21 protein-coding genes, 2 tRNA genes and 2 pseudogenes are annotated in these 23,856 nt (G+C 38.2%); 14 read left to right on the forward strand and 11 right to left on the reverse strand.

Features of this window, described 5'->3' with window-relative positions; genetic code table 11:
• Positions 1-13 precede the first annotated feature (13 nt).
• Together FTU64_RS03285 and FTU64_RS03290 are read right to left on the reverse strand one after the other, a co-directional pair.
• A complete protein-coding gene (locus tag FTU64_RS03285; protein ID WP_180059221.1) occupies positions 14-901 on the reverse strand; it encodes an inovirus-type Gp2 protein in 888 nt (295 codons plus the stop codon).
• A 390-nt stretch (positions 902-1,291) separates the two neighbouring features.
• Positions 1,292-2,139 (reverse strand): annotated as a pseudogene (locus FTU64_RS03290) (IS66 family transposase); the annotation flags it as partial.
• 419 nt (positions 2,140-2,558) lie between these two features.
• Here FTU64_RS03290 and FTU64_RS03295 point away from each other — a divergent pair.
• Positions 2,559-3,359 (forward strand): hypothetical protein, encoded by an 801-nt coding sequence (locus FTU64_RS03295; RefSeq protein WP_180059222.1) that lies wholly within the window; start codon positions 2,559-2,561, stop codon positions 3,357-3,359.
• On the opposite strand, the pseudogene FTU64_RS03300 reads toward FTU64_RS03295, so the two are convergent.
• The 3 genes and pseudogenes from FTU64_RS03300 to FTU64_RS03310 all read right to left on the reverse strand — a co-directional run bounded on the left by FTU64_RS03300 (position 3,353) and on the right by FTU64_RS03310 (position 6,198).
• Positions 3,353-4,493 (reverse strand): annotated as a pseudogene (locus FTU64_RS03300) (tyrosine-type recombinase/integrase). The gene FTU64_RS03295 and the pseudogene FTU64_RS03300 sit on opposite strands and share 7 nt — an antisense overlap.
• A 240-nt stretch (positions 4,494-4,733) precedes the next feature.
• Positions 4,734-5,960: an integrase arm-type DNA-binding domain-containing protein gene (locus FTU64_RS03305; RefSeq protein WP_120401118.1), complete on the reverse strand. Its 1,227-nt coding sequence runs from the start codon at positions 5,958-5,960 to the stop codon at positions 4,734-4,736.
• A 162-nt stretch (positions 5,961-6,122) separates the two neighbouring features.
• Positions 6,123-6,198: transfer RNA gene (locus FTU64_RS03310), tRNA-Arg, on the reverse strand.
• Positions 6,199-6,386: 188 nt separating this feature from the next.
• On the opposite strand from FTU64_RS03310, the gene FTU64_RS03315 reads away from it, so the two are divergent.
• From FTU64_RS03315 to FTU64_RS03345, 7 genes are all read left to right on the forward strand, one after another.
• Positions 6,387-7,322 (forward strand): ABC transporter ATP-binding protein, encoded by a 936-nt coding sequence (locus FTU64_RS03315; RefSeq protein WP_180054998.1) that lies wholly within the window; start codon positions 6,387-6,389, stop codon positions 7,320-7,322.
• Positions 7,319-8,092 (forward strand): ABC transporter permease, encoded by a 774-nt coding sequence (locus FTU64_RS03320; protein WP_180054995.1) that lies wholly within the window; start codon positions 7,319-7,321, stop codon positions 8,090-8,092. The genes FTU64_RS03315 and FTU64_RS03320 overlap by 4 nt, the downstream gene beginning before the upstream one ends.
• Positions 8,092-8,910 (forward strand): NADPH-dependent 7-cyano-7-deazaguanine reductase QueF, encoded by an 819-nt coding sequence (gene queF, locus FTU64_RS03325; RefSeq protein ID WP_180054993.1) that lies wholly within the window; start codon positions 8,092-8,094, stop codon positions 8,908-8,910. The genes FTU64_RS03320 and queF overlap by 1 nt, the downstream gene beginning before the upstream one ends.
• A 17-nt stretch (positions 8,911-8,927) precedes the next feature.
• Positions 8,928-9,578: a hypothetical protein gene (locus FTU64_RS03330; protein ID WP_180054991.1), complete on the forward strand. Its 651-nt coding sequence runs from the start codon at positions 8,928-8,930 to the stop codon at positions 9,576-9,578.
• 786 nt (positions 9,579-10,364) lie between these two features.
• Complete coding sequence (gene mltB / locus FTU64_RS03335) at positions 10,365-11,366, forward strand: lytic murein transglycosylase B (RefSeq protein ID WP_078191987.1); 1,002 nt, start codon at positions 10,365-10,367, stop codon at positions 11,364-11,366.
• Positions 11,367-11,651: 285 nt separating this feature from the next.
• On the forward strand, positions 11,652-12,266 hold the full coding sequence (locus tag FTU64_RS03340; RefSeq protein ID WP_078190310.1) for a septal ring lytic transglycosylase RlpA family protein: 615 nt from the start codon (positions 11,652-11,654) through the stop codon (positions 12,264-12,266).
• Between the two features lie 152 nt (positions 12,267-12,418).
• On the forward strand, positions 12,419-12,874 hold the full coding sequence (locus FTU64_RS03345) for a DUF962 domain-containing protein (RefSeq protein WP_180054989.1): 456 nt from the start codon (positions 12,419-12,421) through the stop codon (positions 12,872-12,874).
• Positions 12,875-13,127: 253 nt separating this feature from the next.
• Here FTU64_RS03345 and FTU64_RS03350 read toward each other — a convergent pair whose 3' ends face one another.
• From FTU64_RS03350 to rpsB, 3 genes are all read right to left on the reverse strand, one after another.
• Positions 13,128-13,637, reverse strand: a complete 510-nt coding sequence (locus tag FTU64_RS03350) for a DUF3465 domain-containing protein (protein ID WP_168378020.1) — start codon at positions 13,635-13,637, stop codon at positions 13,128-13,130.
• Positions 13,638-13,811: 174 nt separating this feature from the next.
• Positions 13,812-14,687 (reverse strand): translation elongation factor Ts, encoded by an 876-nt coding sequence (gene tsf, locus FTU64_RS03355; RefSeq protein WP_078190313.1) that lies wholly within the window; start codon positions 14,685-14,687, stop codon positions 13,812-13,814.
• A 141-nt stretch (positions 14,688-14,828) separates the two neighbouring features.
• Complete coding sequence (gene rpsB, locus FTU64_RS03360) at positions 14,829-15,575, reverse strand: 30S ribosomal protein S2 (protein WP_078190314.1); 747 nt, start codon at positions 15,573-15,575, stop codon at positions 14,829-14,831.
• Between the two features lie 207 nt (positions 15,576-15,782).
• Here rpsB and map point away from each other — a divergent pair, with 207 nt between their 5' ends.
• The 3 genes from map to FTU64_RS03375 all read left to right on the forward strand — a co-directional run bounded on the left by map (position 15,783) and on the right by FTU64_RS03375 (position 18,869).
• A complete protein-coding gene (map, locus tag FTU64_RS03365; protein WP_168378021.1) occupies positions 15,783-16,610 on the forward strand; it encodes a type I methionyl aminopeptidase in 828 nt (275 codons plus the stop codon).
• 270 nt (positions 16,611-16,880) lie between these two features.
• Positions 16,881-18,107: a pyridoxal phosphate-dependent aminotransferase gene (locus FTU64_RS03370; protein ID WP_111883988.1), complete on the forward strand. Its 1,227-nt coding sequence runs from the start codon at positions 16,881-16,883 to the stop codon at positions 18,105-18,107.
• Between the two features lie 327 nt (positions 18,108-18,434).
• Positions 18,435-18,869, forward strand: a complete 435-nt coding sequence (locus FTU64_RS03375; protein WP_180059223.1) for a PaaI family thioesterase — start codon at positions 18,435-18,437, stop codon at positions 18,867-18,869.
• Positions 18,870-18,920: 51 nt separating this feature from the next.
• Here FTU64_RS03375 and FTU64_RS03380 read toward each other — a convergent pair whose 3' ends face one another.
• On the reverse strand, positions 18,921-19,379 hold the full coding sequence (locus FTU64_RS03380) for a hypothetical protein (protein ID WP_180059224.1): 459 nt from the start codon (positions 19,377-19,379) through the stop codon (positions 18,921-18,923).
• 251 nt (positions 19,380-19,630) lie between these two features.
• Here FTU64_RS03380 and FTU64_RS03385 point away from each other — a divergent pair.
• The 3 genes from FTU64_RS03385 to FTU64_RS03395 all read left to right on the forward strand — a co-directional run bounded on the left by FTU64_RS03385 (position 19,631) and on the right by FTU64_RS03395 (position 22,187).
• Positions 19,631-19,706 (forward strand) — tRNA-Asn (locus FTU64_RS03385).
• Positions 19,707-19,793: 87 nt separating this feature from the next.
• Positions 19,794-20,867 carry a hypothetical protein gene (locus FTU64_RS03390; protein WP_180009941.1) on the forward strand — a complete coding sequence of 358 codons (1,074 nt, stop codon included), beginning with the start codon at positions 19,794-19,796 and terminating at the stop codon, positions 20,865-20,867.
• Between the two features lie 97 nt (positions 20,868-20,964).
• A protein-coding gene (locus FTU64_RS03395; protein WP_180054983.1) for an IS3 family transposase occupies positions 20,965-22,187 on the forward strand; the annotation gives its coding sequence in 2 pieces (ribosomal slippage) (positions 20,965-21,301 and positions 21,301-22,187; 1,224 coding nt in all).
• A gap of 27 nt (positions 22,188-22,214) precedes the next feature.
• Here FTU64_RS03395 and FTU64_RS03400 read toward each other — a convergent pair.
• Both FTU64_RS03400 and FTU64_RS03405 read right to left on the reverse strand, forming a co-directional pair.
• Complete coding sequence (locus tag FTU64_RS03400; protein WP_180054980.1) at positions 22,215-23,051, reverse strand: DUF4198 domain-containing protein; 837 nt, start codon at positions 23,049-23,051, stop codon at positions 22,215-22,217.
• A 136-nt stretch (positions 23,052-23,187) separates the two neighbouring features.
• A complete protein-coding gene (locus tag FTU64_RS03405) occupies positions 23,188-23,841 on the reverse strand; it encodes a tRNA-(ms[2]io[6]A)-hydroxylase (RefSeq protein ID WP_180059225.1) in 654 nt (217 codons plus the stop codon).
• Between the last annotated feature and the right edge of the window lie 15 nt (positions 23,842-23,856).

Here is a 23,856-nt window from a genome sequence, read left to right on the forward strand (position 1 = left end):
AAATAATTTAGCTTTAGATTCCTCTTCTCCAGCCAACATTAAATTGACCTGTCCCAAATGTTTTCATTTTAGGTAATTTGACTTTTAAAAATTGATTGGTTTTCTCAGGATTCACGAGATACATTGCCGCATTGATTGCATTAGCTACTTCACTGGCATTATTACGATAAATCATTCCCACTCCCAAAGAACCAAGATCTCTAAATTTGGCTTTATAATCCGGATAGTTGGATGTAAAAAAAGTCCCTTTTCCATTGAGAAGCTTCTGCCAATACTTACCCACTTCTAAACCTAAGTAGCAGTCATTTTGATGCTTGTGACCATCGTAGATCAGTAGTAAATGGCTGTGGTATCCTCGCTGCTCGCCTTGCTCTACTGCCCAGGCATATCCCTGTAAATCAGAAAAACAACCATCCTTATTGGATATTCTATTTCTCAAGGTTTTCATATATTGAGCATATTCAACCATTGATACGTCTATTGCTCCCTCCTCATCAAAATAAAGATCAACTCTCACAAAAAGTAATTTTGCATAATGCTGTGTGAGTTGATTTACATATTCTTTTAAAGACTCACGGTTCAAGACTTCCTGTCTTTTTAACTTTTCTGTATCTGCCTTCAGCGCAGATCCTTGGTCCTTTATAATCCCAATAAGAGCTTTAGTTAAATTATCATCTAAGTATATAATTATATTATAATTTATACCAAACCCATCTGCTTCTAACCTCCTATCAATTAAAGCAACTATATCAGAAAATATTCGAATAGATAGGCAATAAGATAGTCCTGGCTTATGATGAAATTTAAAGGGTACAATTAATTCAGATAGAGTTTTCCTGAACTCTTTTGACAAAATCCCTTGATAAGGGATTTTTCTTATAAAAAGATCAATTTGAGTCATCACATAGGACTCATTGTAAAATAGTGAAGTATCAAACATGCTCATCACGCTTAGGTTATTAATCATACCTAAGCATGCTATGTATTTTTTTATGAGCTTCTTATCTATCACTACTAGCCATAAGCAGTGTGACCAGTTCAATGGTAAAGCTCTATGTAAGGAAATAAATAGATTAGATATTTTTAAATTCTTATTAGATATATTAAATAAATATTAAATATAATTATAAAAACCCATTAAGAGAATAGCTTAAGAACACGGAGTGGCCAACGATCATAAGAAAGGCAACCCAGCCCACCCTTATCATTCATAATTTTTTTGAAGCTAAAGTTAACTTTTTAAGACAAGCGTGTGGTTAGCGTAAGCGTCCGCAGAACCACATGCCTATTTTTAATTTTGGTCAGATTTCCAGCGGTGTGGCAGTAATTCTATTTGGGTCACTTTATGTGTTGGCAGCCTTTTCAGTACATCACTTAAACAGGCATACGGGTGCAAGCCATTCAGCTTTGCTGATTGGATTAAAGTCATGATATTGGCAGCTCGTTGACCACTGCGCAGCGAACCTGCAAATAGTCAGTTCTTACGTCCCAGGAGCTGCGGTTAAAGCAGCGCAAGAAGGTCAAATCAAACTTCCAACCATTGAGAAGCAATGCTTCATATCATGCGGTAGATTGCCATCATCCAGATAGCGACTTAAAGCTTACCGATGGTTTAGGCTGTAATTGATTACCCTAGCAGTGGCCGAATTCGGTGGCACCGTCAGATGATGTTGGTTGAGTCATTCATATAGTTGTTGCATGATCGGTTGCCTGTACTGTTGCCAGTATTTTCGGCGGTTACCCTGTAGCGTTGGTCTTTTTTATTAATTCTACTTCATATCGCATACAGTTTCTGAATCAGTCGTAATATCTGTGCCTCAATCTGCCTTTTCCTAGTCACATGTAGTTCATGAAATTTAAGACGTGAATGCACCATGCAGCCCACCTCAATGACCTGGCCTGATTTAAAGCGTGCTTTATAACCATTGGAATCATCACAGACCAGATGACCCTGCCAGCCATTTAGGAACTCTTCAGCATGCTGGCCAGAACGGCTATCTTGAAAGTCATAGATCACCACATAAAACTGGATTGTACTGTGTGCCGGCATAGACCCAGACATAACTTTTGTGGGCTTTTCTCATCATCCACCATCTGCATGATGGTGACCAGCGTTTCATCTGCATGGATTACCTGCTGTTACAACAGCAACAGCTTAAAGCATTAGTTGATGACTCCAGTCCTGTATAGCATGCATTCATTTAACATTTCAGAAATTAATTTATTTAAGAGTAGAAAACAACTTGAGGCGGTTTGGAGAGGCTTTTAACTTAAATTTTAATTCGTTAATCTAAAATTAAGTAATTTTTATTTATGATAAGTATAACACCAACTTTTAAATTAAAGTTTAAAAAACCCTAAAAATAGCAACAACTTAAACTCAAATCATTGTTTTATATTACTATAACCAAATCTTTAAAATAAAATTATCACGAAAATATCACGAAAATATCACTTGAATAATTTTAAAAATATCTTTTAAATACAACAATAATTTTATAGAGATATCTAAATTGATTATTAAAAATGGAGTGATTATCAATAATATTGATGATTTAATGAAAAAATTATTAGACAGAGAATGTGATTTTTTATTGGATCACTTTAAGATTTTTAATGAATATGAACTTATTTGTAATACGAATAAAAGTCGTAAGATTGAATTAATTAAAAGCTACTGTATATCACGTTCGATTTCTCATGAGACTATCTGCAACATTCTAAATTCTTATCTTATCAATCAATCTAATTTTGACATGATTGAAAAAAATGATTTTAGAAAAATTTTATTTTTGTTGAATAAGCTACTTCTTCCGCCTTCTAGTTTGCCGATGACAAAGTCGCTTTATAATTATCTGGTTTATGTAGTAGATATTAACTCCTATCCTCAAGATGAAAAAATTAGAGTAATCTCTAATTTTTTAAAACAATATGAAATCTGTAGAACTCGAGAATCCCAGCTAAAATGGCTTAATTTGAAAGATAAGGAACAAATGAAATGGGCAGTAAAATATTTACACTCCAAATATAAGCTAATGAGATTTTTTACATCAGAAAATAATCATAATTATGAGTATTTTACCTTAATAACCACTTCATTGGACTGTCATAATTTTATTACCGAAAGTGAAAAACACCAATTTATTCAAAGAATGTCGCAATCCTGGAGCCAAAAAAAATTTAGAGATGCGGGTAAAACCAAGACAAAACACCACTTACCTCTCACAAAACAAGCGAAAAGAAATCTAAAAAAACTTGCGCTCTTTAAAAACAAGAGTGAGAGCGAAATACTTGAAGACTTAATTAATGAATCGTATTTACTTGAAATGTGTGATGATGAAGGGAGGGCTCTTTACTGAGCCATCCATCCTTCTACCTGCTCCCCATACCACTGCATCAATCTCACCCGCTCATCCCAATATTGCGCTCGGTTATATGCCGAACGAATTCTATTTTGAGGCACATGAGCAAGCTGGCGTTCAATGGCATCTGGATTAAACAGATTCGATTCGTTTACGACTGTACTAAATAGCGATCTAAAACCATGTGTGGTCATCCGACCTGCATAGCCCGAACGCTTGATCACAGCCAAAATAGACTCGCTACGCATAGGCTCTTTGTTATTTAAACGATGGGGAAATAGCAGTTCCTGATTATGGGTAAGTCTCAAAGCCTGAAGCTCGGCAATCATCATGTCCGTCAACGGCACACGATGTGAAAGTCGGTTCTTCATCCGCTCTTCAGGGATATCCCACTTACGCCCCTCCAGATCAAATTCTTCCCAGCGTGCTTGTAGTAACTCACTGACCCGAACGCCTGTCAGCATAATCAGGACAATGGCATGATGTGTTTGAGCATCGGCAGGATAAGCCTTAATACGTCTAAGAAATTCAGGCATCTCAGAGGCAGAAAGCGAAGCCAGGTTCTTGACTCTTTTGTTCTTGAGAGCATAAACCAGATCACCTGCCGGATTATCATAACGATAGCCATGCGCAATGGCGTACTTCATGACCATGTCGCAACGAGATAAGGTACGTTTTGCAATTTCAAGCGAGCCTCTAGCTTTAATCTTTTTAATGATCTGCAGAATCTCAGGTGCCTGAATATGATTAATACCCTTATTAGCAAGAGCAATATAAAGCTCATCCAATGAAGCTCGTACATTACTGATATGTTTGGATGACCAGGTTTCTTTTTGATTATTGAACCAATCTTCTGCAACTTCTTTGAAATATGGCTTTAAGTCTTCATGCAATACTGAACGTGAGTATCGATGCTCAAGCTCGTATGCAAGTTCCCTTGCCTTTTTTTAAACTTAAATCTGGATATGGGCCAAGCGATTCAGACTTACGCTCACCATGGACAGTGACGCGTACATTCCAATATTTTTGACCTTTGGTGGTAATGATGAGAGATAAACCATGAGAATCTGAAAGACGATATTGTTTGTCTTTCGGCTGTGCTTTTCTGCATTCAGTATCTGTAAGTGGCATGTCGATTACCCATAATTGATGTATTAATTTCTGGGTAAATTTTCCCAACATTCACCCACAAAGAGCTAATATGGGGTCAAATGAGATCAGACAATATCGGATAAACAGGCATAAAAAAAAGCCTTTAAACTCAACGTTTAGAGGCTTTTTTAGATTCCGATGGATTACTTCGGAAAGAATTTTGGTAGAGGTGGCGTCAACTTAACTGAAACTATAACTTACTAATATTTATTAAATTAATTACTCTACATTTTTATGCGTTAATTGATCCAAATAATCAGACCATGCTTGCATCATCACTGAACGCTCCTCCAAATACTTAGTACGGTTGTACGCTCGACCATGCATATCGCGAACCTGATGTGCAAGTTGTTGTTCTATACGTTCAATAGGAAATTTTAGAACTTCATCTAATAAAGTTCTTGCCGTAGCTCTAAAGCCATGCCCTGTTGTCTCACCATTTTCAAAACCATATTGTTTCAATCGTTTATTAATAGTTGATTCACTGATGGTTTTCGTTTTATCTCGCATAGACACAAAACAATATTCGGTATATCCAGTAATGCAATACAATTCTTGGAACAGCTTCAAGACTTGATCAGACAAAGGAACAATATGTTGTAGGGCTGTCTGATTTTTGGTCTTAGGCGGTGTATAACTCCATGTTCTATTTTTAAAATCGATATCTGCCCATTTTGCTGCACGTAATTCTCCAGGACGCACAAATACATGGGGTAAGATTTTGACTGCATAATCAATAGCAATATCCCCACGACCTGCATGTGTATTAATATTCTTTAATAGTTGTCCTAGCTTTTGCTCATCAGTAATAGCCGCTCGATGCTTAGTTTTACCCACCTTCAAAATACCGCTAATTTGGTCAGCAACATTAAATTGACATAAACCCAAAGCAATCGCATACCGAAACACCTGAGATGCTTTACTTCTCATTCGCTTTGCTGAGTCAGTCTTACCTTGTCTTTCATAAAGACGGCATACTTCCAAAATTTGAGTGGCTGTTATCGAATCAATGGGGAACTCACCAATAGCAACATAAAGCTTATCCCAGATAAACTGATTCCGACGTTGTGTACTTGATTCCAGCTCTTCAGTCTTACGGTATTCATCTGCTACTGATCTAAAACTATTATTTCGACATTGGGACTGTTTATCTTGCTTTTGAATTGCTGGGTCAATATTCTGCGCAAGCAGTTCTCTAAACTCACTTCGTTTTGCACGAGCTCTGGCCAATGTACAACTTGGATAAATACCGATAGCTATAGTGGCTCTTTTCTTAGAGATTGGGCGAATATAATCAAAACGCCAATATGCCCCACCTTTTCTATCTAACAATAAATAAAGGCCACCACCATCTGAAAGCTTAATATTCTTTTCAAATGATTTCTTTTGCATTGATATTGCAGACTTAATTTTTGAGTCAGTCAGACTGATAACTAATTTAGGCATTTTTACGGTATATTTTTGTCAGAAATGGAATGTACCGTAAAAAATACCGTAAAAGATTACGGTATCCTAAAACGCCCTCGGACATTATCGGACAATAAGTAGATATAAGTTATTAATTTTTAATAATATTAGGATTAATTCGGATATGATCAAACAAGGAAATGGTGCGCTCAGCGGGACTCGAACCCACGCCACAGGCTTCGGAGACCTGTACTCTATCCAGTTGAGCTATGAGCGCTTATTTTGGATTGCGCACATCATAACAAAAAAAACTGTAAGGTAAAGCAACTATATAGATGTTAGGCTTTTTTCTGCTTAAGCTTTATACAACGTTCTATTTTTAAAATGCAGAATTCCATACGATTTACTTGGTTTATTTGCCCCGATATCGCACAATACTCACACTATTTATAGAGTGAATTATTTATGACTGATGCACTAACGTTAAAGCAGCTGTCAAAAACCTATAAAAATGGGTTTCAGGCGCTTAAAGGTATTGATTTAACAGTACCCAAAGGTGAGTTTTATGCACTTTTAGGTCCCAATGGTGCAGGAAAATCTACCACGATTAGTATTATCAGTTCACTTACCCGTAAAACTTCTGGTTCTGTTGAAATCTTTGGTCATAATTTAGATACCCATCCCTCACATGCAAAGCAGTGTTTGGGTGTTGTCCCTCAAGAATTTAACTTTGGTCAATTTGAAAAAACATTTGATATTTTAGTGACTCAAGCTGGCTATTACGGTATTCCCAAAAAGATTGCAGAGAAACGTGCCGAGGAATATTTAGAAAAACTTGGCCTTTGGGAGAAACGCAGTACCCAAGCACGTATGCTATCGGGCGGTATGAAACGTCGTTTAATGATCGCTCGTGCCATGATGCATGAACCTAAACTGCTGATTTTAGATGAGCCAACTGCTGGTGTTGATATTGAGCTACGTCGTTCGATGTGGGATTTCCTCACTGAAATGAACGAAAAAGGCACGTCTATTATTTTAACGACACACTATTTAGAAGAAGCAGAAATGTTGTGCCGTCGAATCGCAATTATTGACCGTGGTGTGATTAAAGAAGATACCAGCATGAAAGGTTTCCTCAGTCAATTGAATGAAGAAACCTTTATTTTCGATTTAGCCGAACCCATTGAACCGGTCCATATTGAAATTATTGGTGTTCGTTTCAACTTAGTTGACCCCGTCACTTTAGAGGTCACTATGGATAAAGCCCATACCTTAAATGATCTATTCCAACTCATGGAATCTCAAGGTATTCAGGTTCGTAGTATGCGTAATAAATCTAACCGACTAGAAGAACTGTTTGTCCGTATGGTCGAAAAAAATCTTGAAGGTGCAGCACAATGAATTTTAACCAACTGTGTATTGCCCTCTACACCTTAGTGTATAAAGAAATTCGCCGTTTCATGCGTATTTGGCCGCAAACCCTTCTCCCACCGGCGATCACCATGAGTTTGTACTTTGTGATTTTCGGTAATTTAGTCGGTTCACGCATTGGGCAAATGGGCGGTTTTAGCTACATGCAGTTCATCGTACCCGGCTTAATTATGATGGCAGTCATTACCAACAGCTATGCCAATGTGGCATCAAGTTTCTTTAGTGCAAAATTTCAAAAAAGCATCGAAGAATTAATCATGAGCCCGGTGCCATTACACATGGTGCTTTGGGGTTATGTGATCGGTGGTGTATGCCGTGGTGTTTTAGTGGGCTTTATTGTCACTGCGATGAGCCTATTTTTTACTGAATTACACCTAACCAATATCTTCGTAACTATATATACAGTTCTCATTACTTCTCTGCTGTTTTCTCTTGGCGGATTTATTAATGCTGTTTATGCAAAATCTTTTGACGACATTTCGATTATCCCGACTTTCGTCCTGACTCCGCTGACTTATTTAGGCGGTGTTTTCTATGCCATCTCATCACTGAGTCCTTTTTGGCAAAATCTCTCTTTAATCAACCCTGTCGTGTATATGGTCAATGCTTTCCGCTACGGTATTTTGGGCCATAGCGATGTGAATGTCGGCATTTCACTGACAGTTATTACTGCATGTTGCGTTGTACTTTATGGCGTGGCGTATCATTTACTTTCTCGTGGTTCAGGAATGCGTGAATAATGAGTGTAGAACAATCCCTTTTAGGTAAAGACACCAACTACCCAACAGAATATCAACCCGATATTCTGTTTCCGATTGCACGTGCCACTGCACGTGAACAATATGCCCATGTGGAAGGCATCCGCCAAGGTAAAGACTGGTGGCATGTTTTTGAAATTTCTTGGTTAAATGCTTCAGGTGTGCCTCAAGTCGCTATTGGCCGTTTAACTTTGCCTGCAAGTACAGACAATCTGATCGAATCGAAATCTTTAAAGCTCTACTTTAATAGTATGAACTTTACCAAATTTGATTCTCAGGCAGCGTTTAAAGCAACCGTTGAAAAAGACTTATCGGCAGCAGCCAATGCTGCTGTGACTATTGATCTTTTTCATGTTGATGATGTTGAAATTTCAAAACCACAAGGCATCTGTATTGATGACTTAGAACCCTCCCAGTTAGAAAATCATCCAAATGCAGATTTACTCTCGTTAGATGAAGATGCAGCGCAAGATGAAGTTGAAATTCAACTTTATTCACATTTATTAAGAAGTAACTGTCCAGTCACGGGTCAACCTGATTGGGGAACGGTATTTATACGGTATAAAGGCACTAAGCCTTGTTATCGTAGTATTCTGGCTTATATTATTTCTTACCGTCAGCATAATGGTTTCCACGAACAATGTGTGGAGCAAATGTTTGCCGATATTTGGCAACATTTAAAACCAAGTCAGCTGATGGTATATGCTGCCTATACACGCCGTGGTGGATTGGATATCAACCCTTGTCGTGTATCGGATTTAACATGGATGCCTCGCCCCATTCGATTGGCGCGACAATAAAAAAATTGAGGTTAGTGATGCCATTTTTTGGTTTTATTCCTTCTGAGGAACTTCTAAGCAGTATCCAAACTGGTCACGCGAAAAAAAATTCGAGTGAACCACTTTATCCTTTACGTGATAAAACAGCTTTGCTGATTAATGAAGAAATCATTGGTGCAACTATATTAGCTCCTGTTCATCTGTTTCCTGCAAGCGACAAGCGCGACACAGCAGAAAAACTGGCTGGCTATGTCAAATCAACAGTCGCTGTATTGTTAAAGCAGCTACTGGGTAAATCTCCGAATGATGTGGTGAAACAATCCATTGAATTTTCAGAACGAAGTTTATTTCAGGACACAGTCGGCGCTCATCGTGTAGGTCTAAGCTTAGATGCAGGACTAGTCACTAACCTTAAAAATAGTTATGCGGAAATTAAATCGGGCGCAGATATCAATAAAGCTGCTTTTGGTGAACTGTATAAACAGTTTGCTGAAGCTGCAGTGCGTCATTTTATGAATGATTTTAATAAAACTCTCGATTTAGGCATGATTAAACGTAAAGCAGCCGATATCGGTTCTTCTGCTGTGATTAAAGCTATTCATATTGCAATTGATAAGATTTTCCCAAATCTGACTAAAGAAGAGCTAGGTGCCCTTGCAGAAGCACATGATGCGATGTTTAACAAATAAATCTCGCTTTTCGTCAAAACCTAGCTTCAGCTAGGTTTTTTTATGGTTAAATGCATAAAATCGAATCCCGATACAATGACTATATAGTCATGCAAACACAGTTCTAGAATTGAACAGATTTTTATTAAAAGAAAGACAGTACATTGATATCCACAATTTTTAAAAATCTACAAAGAACAGGAAGAACCTGAATATAGATCATATTTTAATGTGAGCCGTCATTTTGGCTTAAATTTCAATGCGTCCATTTTAAGATTCAATCTCTTTCTTTTTTATCATTCAGTCTATATTTCTACTATATAGCGACGTTTTCAACAGCATTGAAGCGCTGGCGAACAAAAACTATGTAATGAATAAAACACTGCTTGCATATGGGTGTTTTAGACCGGTACCTTTTTAATCCTGTCCCTTTATTTTTAGATATAACATTGCAACTTTTGTAGCTTCTAAACAGTATTTCGCAACGCGATAAAGTTTACTCGTTCTGCGTTTTTATGACGCATGGGTTTTAGAGTCATCTTTATTTCAAATGATTTGTGAATATTTGCAAGTTATGTAAATGAATATGTCACTTTTCAATATGTTAACTGCTAAAAAACCCTTTGCTTTGTCTTTTTTTGTATATCTATTTATGAAAGCATGCGCTGTCAGTGGTATCTTAGTTGCTATTGGTAACGTTTACCTTTAATGAGCTATGAAACCAGAAGGTCATCACAATTTTCAGGATCTTTTCCCCTCGAAATTTTGTTCATACTCATCGCTAAAGCAACTGGAAATTTTTTATTTATGCTAAATCGAAATTTTTATAAAAAACTATCACATATTGCCATTATGGCCGGTTCAATTTCACTGACCAGTTTTTGTCAGGCTAACGACTTCCAATCTCATCCGGCATATGCAAGCTTTAAACAAAATGCAATGCAAACCTATGGTCTGAGTGAAAATCAAATTGATTGGGCAATGCAAGGCAGTAAAAACCTACCCAACATTATTAGCATTATGAATAGACCTGGCGAATCAAAGCCTTGGTACCAATACAAAACCAACTTTTTAGCTGAAAGTACAATTCAACGCGGCGTTCGCTTCAAAAATCAATATGCCGACACTTTAAATCGTGCAGAACAACAATTTGGTGTGCCTCAATCCGTGATTTTAGGCATTTTGGGTGTTGAAACAGGCTATGGCAGCAATAAAGGTAATTTTATCACCCGTGATGCTTTGGCGACCCTTGGTTTTGGCTATGAACGTCGTGCGCAATATTTCCAAGATGAACTCGCTGCACTGATTGCTTGGTCATATAAAGACGGTGTTCCAACCAACTCTGTCGTCGGTTCATATGCAGGTGCTGTGGGTTATCCTCAATTTATGCCAAGTAACATTCCAAAATTTGGTGTGGACTACGATGGCAATGGTCATGTTGACCTGCGTAATTCGGCTGTCGATGCCATTGGTTCAATTGCAAATTATCTAGCAAATTATGGTTGGCAGCGTAATCAACCAATTGCTTTTGCTGCTCGGTACAGTGGAAACAACCCAGATGCTATTATTGCAAAGGATTTAAACCAGCCAACACCATATGGTGTACTCAAGGCTCAAGGTGTAACCCCTATGAATCCATTAGTAAAAATCGATGATCTCGATTTGGTCAATGTCATCCAATTGCAAGATAGTTATGGACCAATTTATTACATCACTTATCCAAATTTTCAGGTCATTACAACCTATAACAAAAGCCGTATGTATGCGACTGCGCTATGGCTTTTAGGCACTGAAGTTACCAGTCGATAAGACTGGTTATTTCCTATATAGAAAAAAGTCAACAAATATTTTCATTAAAATGAGCATTTAATCGTCATTTCACACACCTTGTTACATTATTGATTATTTTTTAACCAACTATTGTTAATTTTTTAGACATTTTCAAAGTATTTTAATTAAACACTAGACAGCCTATTGATGGCATGAATATTATCCATCTCGTTAAATGTAGTTGCAAAAGTGAAATATCAGACGTGTTTACATGGATATCAGCGACTTAGTTGAACCAGTAAATATGCCATTGGGAGATAAACAATGCAGTCATCAATTATTAAATATGCCTTAGCGGTTGCCACGGCAGTTGCGCTAAGTCAGTCACAAGCTGAGATGGTTCAGTCGTCATCATTCAATCATGATAATGACAACTCTCGTCTTGCAGCTCGTGTATTGAATAAAGAAGCTCAAAGCTTCAATTCAAACTTTACGAATTTAAGTAGCCTTTCAATCACTGAGCGTTCTGGCGATAAAATTCGTCGTCAAACAATCGCTGCTAAAATCGAAATTCCTGAAGATGAGCCTTCAGTGATTGAAAAGTTAAATACTGTTGCATCGAATACTGTTCGTAAGTTCACTCAAACAGGTACTGCTTCTTGGTACGGTCGTCAATTCCACGGTCGTAAAACAGCAAGCGGTGAAACGTTTGACATGAACGCACTTACAGCAGCACATCGTAGCCTGCCACTTAATTGCTTTATTCGTGTTACGAATCGCAATAATGGTAAAAGCGTCGTGGTGAAAGTAAATGACCGTGGTCCATTCCATGGTAACCGTGTTCTTGATTTATCTTATGGTGCTGCTAAGCAATTGGGTATTACCAGTGCAGGTACTGCAAATGTGAGCATTGAACGCGTAGACGGTCCAAATTCTTAATTCTCCAATGAAGTGACTGCAGTTAACAGACCACGCCTAGCGTGGTTTTTTATTTGAAGCCTCTTAGCCTTTCAAATCATCAGTAATCCTGATTTTGACCCTTCCCGCATTCTTGTTTATATTGAAGTCCTTCCCCATGATTAAGGACTATCATGAAAACAATCAACGAATGGTTTGATGAATACAGCGAAAGTCATCAAAATAAAACCAATAAAATGATTCACTGGATTTGCGTACCCACGATTTATTTTTCAATCATTGGCATATTGGCGCATTTTAGCGCGCTACTTACTGCTGTCTTACTTGCTTTAGCATTTATCTTTTACGCACGTTTAGACATTGTCCTTGCTGTTGCAATGGCCGCGTTAACGTTAATCATGGCATGGCTAATTTGGGTGTTACCAGTTGGATATGGCTTTTATATCACGCTCTTTGTATTCGCATGGATTGGTCAATTTTATGGCCATAAAATTGAAGGTAAAAAGCCCTCTTTTTTCAAAGATCTCCAATTCCTCCTCATTGGCCCTATTTGGTGTTTAGATACATTTTCAGGCAAAGTACTTGGTAATTGGAAAGCACGCCATAAATCGCAAATAAAGAGCATTTAAAGCATGATTAATTTCATAGATCTCTTTTTCACTTCTTCCACATCGGTTTTCTTCATATTCGATGCTTAAAACCCTATTGTTTATAGGTGTATTTATCTCTGGTATTTCCAATCATTTTTTCTATTTATACATCCAAAAAGCCAGTGTTTAAACACTGGCTTTTACTCAATATGGTTAATCCAATTTTATGTTGATAGCTTCATCTGAATCATGATCATTTAAATGACTAAAGTTAAAAATGACTACGTGATTTTTATTGATAGGTTTTACCTTGATGCTTTAACCAACCATCCTGATGACGTCCATTCGGATCGTGATGTGTCCAGTGCATCACACCTCCCTTATCTGAATATTCGTATTCACCGTAAAATTGAACTGTATCGCCTTTTTGCAAGTCGTCAATTCGTGGAGCAAGATCGATATTATGCGCGACCAAAAGCGTTTGACCATTATTTAAGGTCAAAATGAACTTTTGATGGCGACTACCTTCATTATCATCTCGTAGTACCGCTTTCACTTGACCTGCACCTTCAACCTGAACATTACTGAGTTTACTTTTAAATGCATGCGCAATGATATCTTCAGCACTCTGCCCTTTTTGTTGAGCATCTGCGGGTTGTACTGGTTCTATTTGTGGCTGTGAGTTTTGTTCAGCTGTCGTCTGAACTGGTGCAGTTTTTTGTTGTTGTAAATCGATTCCGAAATAAGCTGCTGCAAGCGCAACAATAATTCCGCCGATGGTTAAGTTTGTTTTGTTTGCCATAAGATAGTTTAAATCTAAATTTTCAACTCATTATAGTCATTAAAATTGATAAAAATAGAATCTGTGAACAACAATGTACACAATATAAAGTTTAAATAGCTTTGAAATCAGTAAAGCGACAGCCATAAAAAAAGCCCTCTAAAACGAGGGCTTTTTTCTACAAATAATCAGAGATTATTTTGCAGCAGCTTGAGCAGCAGCAACTTCTTCAGCGAAAGAAAGTTCAGCTTTTTTCTCAATACCTTCACCAACTTCGAAACGTACGAAGTTAGCAACAGTAGTACCAGTTGCTTTAAGAACTTCTGCAACTTTCTTATCGTTGTCGATAACGTACATTTGGTTCTCAAGAACAACTTCGTTCAAGTATTTCTGAACTGAACCAGTTACCATTTTTTCAACGATGTTTGCTGGTTTACCAGATTCAATTGCTTTCGCTTCAGCAATTTCTTTTTCTTTAGCGATAAGTTCAGCAGAAACGCCAGCTTCGTTTACAGCAACTGGGTTGAATGCAGCGATGTGCATAGCCAAACCTTTACCAGTTTCAGCATCACCAGCGTATGCAACTACAACACCGATTTTTAAACCGTGTTTGTAAACTGCAAGGTTGTCGCCTTCAACGATTTGAGCACGACGCACTTGGATGTTTTCACCGATTTTTTGAACAAGCGCGATACGAGCTTCTTCTACAGTAGCACCATCTTCAAGTTTCAATTCAGCAATTTGAGCAACGTCAGTTACACCAGCAGCAAGCGCAGCAGCAGCAACTTTAGCAGAGAAACCAGCAAAGTTTTCGTCTTTAGCAACGAAGTCAGTTTGACAGTTAACTTCTACAAGGATTGCTTTGTTGCCTTCTTGAGCGATAGTGATCGCGCCGTCAGCAGCAATGTTACCCGCTTTTTTAGCAGCTTTAGCTTGACCAGATTTACGAAGGTTGTCGATCGCTAATTCGATGTCACCGCCCGCTTCTGTTAATGCTTTTTTACATTCCATCATTGCAAGACCAGTACGATCGCGCAATTCTTTAACCATGCTTGCTGTAACTGCAGTCATGTTAATCTCCTAAATACGGTAGAAAATGAATTCTTTTTAGAACAGAAACGGCCCAGAGCTGTCTCTTGGGCCGTCTGCATACATGACGCTTACTTTGCCACCATCACGTGTCGCAAAAATGACAAGCTTACGTCAAACGCATTAAGCCTCAGAAGCAGGAGCTTCTTCGCCTTTAGCTTGTGCATTTGCTTGTGATTGAGCATATTCTTTACCAGCAAGAATCGCATCAGCCATAGCAGAAGCGTAAAGAGTAACTGCACGGATCGCATCGTCGTTACCAGGGATAACGTAGTCTACGTTGTCTGGGTTAGAGTTTGTATCAACGATACCGATAACAGGAATACCAAGGTTTTTAGCTTCTTTAATTGCAATTGCTTCGTGATCAACATCGATTACGAATAATGCGTCAGGTAAACCACCCATGTTTTTAACGCCGCCAAGAGCGCGTTCAAGTTTTTCCATCTCACGAGTACGTTCTAAAGCTTCACGTTTAGTAAGTTTAGCGAAAGTACCGTCAGTAGATTGAGTTTGAAGGTCTTTTAGACGGTTGATTGACTGGCGAAGAGTTTTCCAGTTAGTCAACATACCACCCAACCAGCGGTGATCAACATATGGTTGACCTGCACGTTGAGCTTGTTCACGGATGATTGCAGAAGCTGCACGTTTTGTACCAACGAACAAAACTTTGTTCTTTTTGCTAGCCAAGTTGTTAGCAAAGTTCAAAGCATCATTTAACGCAGGAACAGTGTGCTCAAGGTTGATGATGTGAATTTTGTTGCGCGCGCCGAAGATGTATTCGCGCATTTTTGGATTCCAAAAACGTGTTTGGTGACCGAAGTGTGCGCCTGCTTGAAGAAGGTCGCGCATGCTTACGTTGTAATCTGCCATTTTCTTTACCTTAAAGTTTGGGTTAGGCCTCCATATACCCGCATTCTCCACCTAAAAAGGCACCCAGAGAAATGTGTCGATATATGTGCGGATTTTATTGCCCCATCGCACAAAGCTCGTGAAAGATATTCACGAAAAAGCATTTGATAAAATGGGCGGCTATTTATACCATAGTCACATACAAATTTCCAAAAGTTTTTAGAGATCATGAACAGTACTTACGAAGCTCCACGTCGATTAATTAAAACGCCTGACGAAATTGAAAAAATGCGCGTCGCGGGTCGACTGGCGGCAGAAGTTTTGGATATGATCAAACCGCATATTGTTCCAGGTGTGACTACCCTAGAACTTGATACGATTTGTCATGACTATATTGTCAACAAACAAGAAGCTATTCCTGCTTGTTTAGGTTATGGTGCTGCGCCGGGTCGTCCAGCGTTCCAGCACGTGATCTGTACTTCAGTGAACCATGTGGTGTGTCACGGTATTCCATCTGAAAGCAAAAAGTTAAAAAAAGGTGACATCTTAAACATCGATGTCACTGTGATTAAAGATGGTTACCACGGTGATACCAACATGATGTATATCGTAGGCGGTGAAACATCTATTTTAGCGAACCGTTTATGTAAAGTTGCTCAAGAAGCCATGTACCGTGGTATGGCGGTGGTAAAACCAGGCGCAACCATGGGTGATATTGGTAATGCTATTCAACAATATGTGGAATCAGAACGTTTTGGCGTTGTACGTGAATATTGTGGTCATGGTATTGGTACCGTTTTCCATGACGAACCACAAGTTTTACACTACGGTCAACCCAATACAGGCATGATCTTAGAAGAAGGCATGACCTTTACCATCGAACCAATGGTGAACGGTGGTGACTGGAAAACCAAACTTCTTGGCGACAAATGGACTGTCGTTACTAAAGATCATAGCTTGTCTGCACAGTACGAACATACGCTACTTGTAACAAAAAATGGTGTAGAAGTGCTAACTGCTCGTCCTGAAGAAGATTTATCGCGTTTTGTTCAATAAGCAAAGTATTTGAAGCACAAAATTTTATTAAAAATGGTCACACATGTTGTGGCCTTTTTTAGGCCTTATTTTTGTCCGTGACTTTAAGAATTTGCCATAAAATTTGATTAAAAATTTAAGTAACTCAATGTAAATTTTCTCAATTATAGGGTTAGGATGGAATATCACACTTTTTTGCACATTGTTGATTTTGCCACTCCCCATTACTGTGCATTTAAGCTAAGATAGTGTGCTTTTTATTTTTTAATCCCTATAAGAAGGAATACTGCCGTGGACGTACGTCTGTCTGATCGTGTAAATAGCATCAAACCGTCCCCTACACTTGCTGTTACTAACAAAGCTGCTGAATTAAAAGCTGCTGGTAAAAACGTAATTGGTTTAGGCGCAGGTGAACCGGATTTCGATACCCCACAACACATCAAAGATGCTGCAATTGCTGCTATCAACAATGGCTTCACTAAATATACAGCTGTTGACGGTACTCCAGGTCTTAAAAAAGCAATTATTGCTAAATTAAAACGCGACAATAACCTTGATTACGCTGCAAACCAAATCTTGGTTTCTTGTGGTGGTAAACAATCTTTCTTTAACTTGGCACTTGCTTTGTTAAACAAAGGTGACGAAGTAATTATCCCTGCTCCTTACTGGGTAAGCTACCCAGACATGGTGATCATTGCTGAAGGTACTCCTGTAATCGTGAAATGTGGTGAAGACCAACGTTTCAAAATTACGCCTGCTCAATTAGAAGCTGCAATCACTGACAAAACTCGTTTAGTGGTTCTAAACAGCCCTTCTAACCCAACAGGTATGATCTACACTAAAGAAGAATTACTTGCTTTAGCTGACGTTCTACGTAAATACCCAGAAGTTTTAGTTGCTTCTGATGATATGTACGAACCAATCCGTTGGGACGACGAATTCTACAACATCGCAACAGTTGCACCAGACCTTTACGATCGCGTAATCGTTCTTAACGGTGTATCTAAAGCTTATGCAATGACTGGCTGGCGTATTGGCTACGCAGCGGGCCCTGCTAAACTTATTGGTGCGATGAAAAAAATCCAATCTCAATCAACTTCAAACCCAACTTCTATTTCACAAGTTGCTGCTGAAGCTGCATTGAATGGCCCTCAAGACGTTCTTGAGCCAATGATTGAAGCATTCAAACGCCGTCACGACCTAGTTGTGAAAGGCTTGAACGACATCAACGGTATTACTTGCCTTCCTGCTGATGGTGCATTCTATGCATACGCAAACATCCGTCCATTGATTCGTGCAAAAGGTTTAAAATCTTGCACAGAATTCTCTGCATGGTTATTGGAAGAAACTGGTGTTGCAGTAGTTCCTGGTGATGCGTTCGGTCTAGGTGGTTATATGCGTATTTCTTATGCAACTGCAGACGAAGTTCTTGTAGATGCGCTTGCACGTATCAAGAAAGCTGCTGACTCAATCGAAGGCGTAGACGCTGCGATTGCTTCAATTGCTGCTGAAAAATAATTTGATCTAAAGATCAAATCAAAAAAAAACCCGCGAATATCGCGGGTTTTTTATACTCATCAAAAGAATAAATTAATACTCTTCACTTCAACACGCTTTTGATCAATTTTTTTCGCGGTTCAAACTAAATAACAAAGCTCATCCAGCCCATTTGACTTCCTTCAAATCGACTTAAATATTAAAAAACCAAACGATAAAACCTAAAACTAACCTTCATATTCAAATCCTTGGTTTGCATTCTTTTTACATTTTCAGCTATGTTATTTAAATAAGTTTCATTTTAGAACCCAGAACAACCACAAAACTAACCTATCCAGAGATCTACCAATGAACATCAAAGAAATGACTGGACTAGAAATTTTAAAGGCAATGATGCAAGGCCAAATTCCTCCAGCAAGTATTAGCGAAACTATTCCTATGCAGCCTTATGAAGTATCTGAGGGCAGTATTAGCTTTAAGGCTAAAGCAGATGCACGACACATAAATCCGCTAGGCGGCGTGCATGGTGGCTTTGCTGCTACGGTACTCGACTCGGTGACAGGTTGTGCCATTCACACGCTATTAGAGGCAGGTGTAGGTTATGGCACCATCGACTTAAATATAAAAATGTGTCGCCCAATCCCAAAGGATGTTGAACTTACAGCGATAGGAACAGTCATTAATATCAGTAAAAATTTAGGGATTTCTGAAGGGAAAATTATTGATGACAATGGCAAACTTTATGCACATGCAACTGCAACCTGCATGATTATACGTCCTTAATATTTTTATTGTTCTGCTCGCAATTTAATGCGAGCAGATGAAGATTTAAACTTAAATTGCTGAATGTAAGGCACGAATTAATTGGCCTTCGCTTAGATCAATGCGATTACTGCCCTTTTGAAAGCAGTAATATTTTAAAGCACTATCTAATTCAACACGAAGTTCTTGTTGTTCTGAAATAGACCATACTTTAGAACGATTTGAGCCTGATAACGCATTACCTGCCAATTGGTATAAATACAAATCTTGCTTGCGTTGCAAAGGCACACGACGACCATCATCTTGATGTTCAAAACGTAAATGACATGGTGCATTGATCAACCATTTTTCACTAAACCACAGTTGTAATAAATCTCCCAATGCCAAGTCACGTCGACCCAAAGGCCAAACGTCAACGTACGCACCTTCGACAGGTGTTTGATATTGCTCTTGATTGCTAATAATGGAAAGATAGTTTTCTTGGTAAAAAGAAAAATTTGAAAAAATCTGAGAAATAGTCAGCGTATTCATTCGCTTTCTCCTGTTTAGCCATTTTAGTGCTGGCAAGTTGGGTTTAAATCCACACTGTTTAAACATATGTTTAAACGCTCTGTTGTTGCATTCAGACTATCAATTGAATTTTTTCTTTGCAAGCCTAAGATTCATTTTTTCTAAAAAATCCTTCTTTTTGTTCAAATAAAAAACATCTATCACGCATTTCTCCTCATATTGGTATTTTTAGCTTGACCCTCTTCAAAATCTGCTTATAATCGCATTCAGATTCTCCAATAGCTCAGTCGGTAGAGCGACGGACTGTTAATCCGCAGGTCCCTGGTTCGAGCCCAGGTTGGAGAGCCAAATTCTAAAGCCCATTTATTTAAATGGGCTTTTTTAATGCCTATGATTTACATATAATCTATAAGTCATTGTCATTAAAATAAAAAAATGTTCATTCAAGTTGATGCTGAATCAAATAAAACTGCCTTAAAACACTATCTCACTGCATTCATTTTTCTTTTAATTTTTATCAGCCCATTTGCAATTTATTTGGTGAGCTGCACACCCGAAAGTGAAATTGAGCAACATTTCAAAACACCACCCAATTTATATAATAGTGAATCGAACACCCTTCTTGACAGCAAGCTACAATGGTTGATTCCACCTCAGCAGTTTCAAAATCACAATACTATTCCCGAAATATCTGAATCTGTATTGAACGAGATGACAGAAGGACTATATTGGTCAAGCACACCGATTACGCTGCAAAACCAATCTGATCAGTTATATGTTCATATCGATTTTGCAGGTCAGCAACAAACTCGAAAAGATCTTGAAATTTCGGTACTGCCGTTATGTATTGTTCACGAGAAAGAAACACCATGTATGAAAGCTGGGTTAAATGCAACTGGACAACTTTTTAACATCTCAACTCAAAAAAATACGCAATATCACACACTAGAGACCAATAAGTCATGGATGTTTTATGGCCATGAATTCCAAGAAAATTATATTATTCCACCACAAGCCACTCTCAAATTTTTAGTTAAAGCCAACATCCCTGAACACTTAACCCTGCAATGGCTTAGGCTAAGCATCAGTACTAGCCCCATTGTTGAGAAACAGCAAAATTTTATGCTCATGACGCAAAACAGTATAAGAATAAAATATGCACTTGCTCTATTGCCATTCTTCATATTAGCTTTGATGCACATTTTTCAAGGGTTTGAAAGCCTGCGTAATTTATCTATCGGCGCACTTTCAGCACTTTTATTTGCAATCAACACCATCATTTGGGATATCCATTATATGGTGATTGGCTGCCTGATTTTATGTTTTGCAAGTGTCTGTTATTGTTTTGAGAGCCGATATTATCGATTGCTTTATTTAACGGGTTGTTTACTGATTGCAGGCTATTCGCAGCAATATTATGGTGGTTTTAATAAACACTTTTTCACTCAAACCAGTTTAATTTTATTGATAGGTTTATCGATGTTTTATCTTGAACCTAAAGATAGCTAAATCATTTTCATAAAAAAGCTCCGCAAATCGCAGAGCTTTTTCTCTTTAAATCACTGTCCCGTCCTGAAATAAGTTTACACCTTAAGAGACTTATTTTATGGAACATGCACAAGAACAACGAGTTAAACGCACACAACGTGATTATAGCTTCGCCTTTAAAATGATGGTTGTACATGAAGTAGAAAAAGGGCAAATTACTTATAAACAAGCTCAGGCAAAATATGGTATTCAAGGAAGATCAACTGTGCTGGTATGGTTACGCAAGCACGGACAACAGGACTGGACTTCGAATATGCCGACTTCTTCTAAACGCCAATTAACCCCCCAACAACGAATCCGCCAATTAGAAAAGCAGTTAGCCGCAGAAAAGCTTAAAACTGAATTTATTCAGGATGTGATTTATCACATTGATAAAGAATGTGGGACTGATCTTGGAAAAAAGTATACCGAGCACGTTTCAAAGATTGGCAAAGCCAAAGAAGACTAAGCGTTTCACGTTATTGTCAGTGGTTGGGAATCACCCGACAAGCTTATTATCAAGCAGAAAAACGTGCTCAAATGACTGCACAAGCAACTGAACAAATACTTGAGTTGGTTATGGAATATTGTTGTCTCATGCCAAGTATCGGAACACGTAAGCTGTATTGGCTTATTAAAGGCAAATTGTTGCAGCGTGGTTTAAAGTGTGGACGGGATCAGTTATTTAAAATATTGAAAGAGCATAATTTATTGATTCGCCCCAAGCGTCGCTATACAAAAACTACGGATAGCAAGCATTGGATGAAGAAGCATCCAAATTTATTAAAGGATTATTCAGCAGTGCAAGCCAACGAAGTCTTTGTTAGTGATATTACTTATGTTGAGAGTGCTGAAGGCGTACATTATTTATCCTTAGTGACAGATGCTTATACCCGTCAGATTAAAGGTTATAAGTTATCGAATGATATGCGTGCGGAGAATGTTGTGCAGGCTCTACATATGGCTATGCAGCATGTGACGGATCGAGCGACAAGGATGATTCATCATTCAGACAGAGGCTCTCAGTATTGCTCTGAACTATATCAATCGGCATTACGCCATTATGGGGTATGTCCTTCTATGACAGATGGAGGAGACTGTTACCAGAATGCATTAGCAGAGCGGATTAATGGAATATTAAAGCAGGAGTTTTTAATTACACGATGTCAAACCATGAAGGAGTTAGATCACTTAATTGCGGAATCTATTATGATTTATAATTGCTATAGACCACATTTAAGTTTAAATATGAACACCCCGAATCAGACGTATGAGCAAACTAAAACCGAGCTAATTGCTTAACTCGGTTTGAAGTGGAATACTGTCAATCTATTTCAGGACAAGACACACATTAAAACTCAAAGTATATTTATATCGTTTTAATGCGTGTTCCTTCATTTCAAAAGGCTGTTGATAATCCATTTTCAGCAAATACTGACCACGATCTGATAGGTTAAAATTCAAATTTCCATCTTGATCAGTTTTAAGCGTTTTATAAACTTTTCCTTCACGGCTGTAATCCGTGGTTTGCTGCAAAATTTCAACCTGTAAACCCGGAACCGCTTTTTTCTGATCTAGCACTTTCAGTTGTACTGGCTCATTTTGCATAATGGCATTCGGATGGGTTCTAAATTGCACATCAAAACCATCATGCAAATGATTCACTACATTTGTAGACGTTACACGGCGCGATACAAAAGTTTCAATGATTTCTTGGGTTTGAATACTTTTGATTTGCGACTTTTGAGTCAACTCGGCTGTATAAATGACATTTGCATTCGCAGTTTTTTGAGGATCACGTACACCATTGATTAACGCTTTCCACTGCTTTTGATCATAAGCAAAACGCGCTGTACTTCCCTGCTTTTCACCACGAATACGATACGTGCCATCCTGCTTATTTTCTAAACTATAACTGCTGACTGTTTGAGTTTTTGCCCAATCGGCATCTGTTAGATGCAGCTTTTCACCTGACGGTGTATGTACATGGAAATTAAAATTTTTAATGGCTATTTCAGAAACAAACGGATTGTCATAAAAACCAGAAAGAATGGCACTATGATTATTAAATGTTTGATAGTTTAATGGCGCCACATAAGGATAATGCGCTTCAGCCTGACCAACCGCACACAAAGCGATACAGAGTAAAGTGAATTGTAATTTCATATTAAATAAGTGAGCTTAAATTGTTTGATTCATAGAGATCGTTTCATTTTAGATTCACCCAAGATAATTGTAAATAATTCTTATTATCATTTATTTTAAGTGCATAAAAAATCCCCCATTCTGGAGGATTATTTTATCAAGCTGCTTTGACTGGCACACCACTATGAAAGCGGAATAAATCATCTGGGCTGCTAATCAAATTTTTTTCAACTTCACGAATATGCTCAATACGCATCTGAATATCTTCTTTCGGATTCTTTAGCTTATTGGTCGTCGCCACATCCATGGCCAATGCTAAATAGTCCTCATAATGGCGTGATTCAGACTTTAGCAAATAGCGGTAGTAACGCCCCAACTCTTCATCCACATGTGGTGCAAGCGCATAGAAACGCTCACATGACCGTGCTTCAACAAATGCGCCAATCACCAAGATATCAATTAACGCTTCTGGCTCGTAAGTCCGCACTTCTTTACGTAGACCACCTGCATACCGACCAGCACTGATTGCAGTCCATTTCTGACCACGTTTTGCCATCAGTTCCAGCACTTGCTCATAGTGCAGCATTTCTTCGCGTACTAGCTGTGCCAGTTTGATTTGTAAATCCGAGAAAAAACTATAACGAAACATCAAATTCATTGCTGTACTTGCTGCTTTCTTTTCACAATTGGCATGATCCTGCATCAGGATATCCAAATTATTTAAAGCTTCATCTAGCCATGCTTTTGGTGTTTCACACCCCAAGAAGCCAATGACTGGCTTCATTAGGGTATCATAATCAATATTTGACATATACTTTACTTAAAA

This window comes from Acinetobacter sp. YH12128 (assembly GCF_013418655.1).
Taxonomy (GTDB): Bacteria; Pseudomonadota; Gammaproteobacteria; order Pseudomonadales; family Moraxellaceae; genus Acinetobacter; species Acinetobacter amyesii.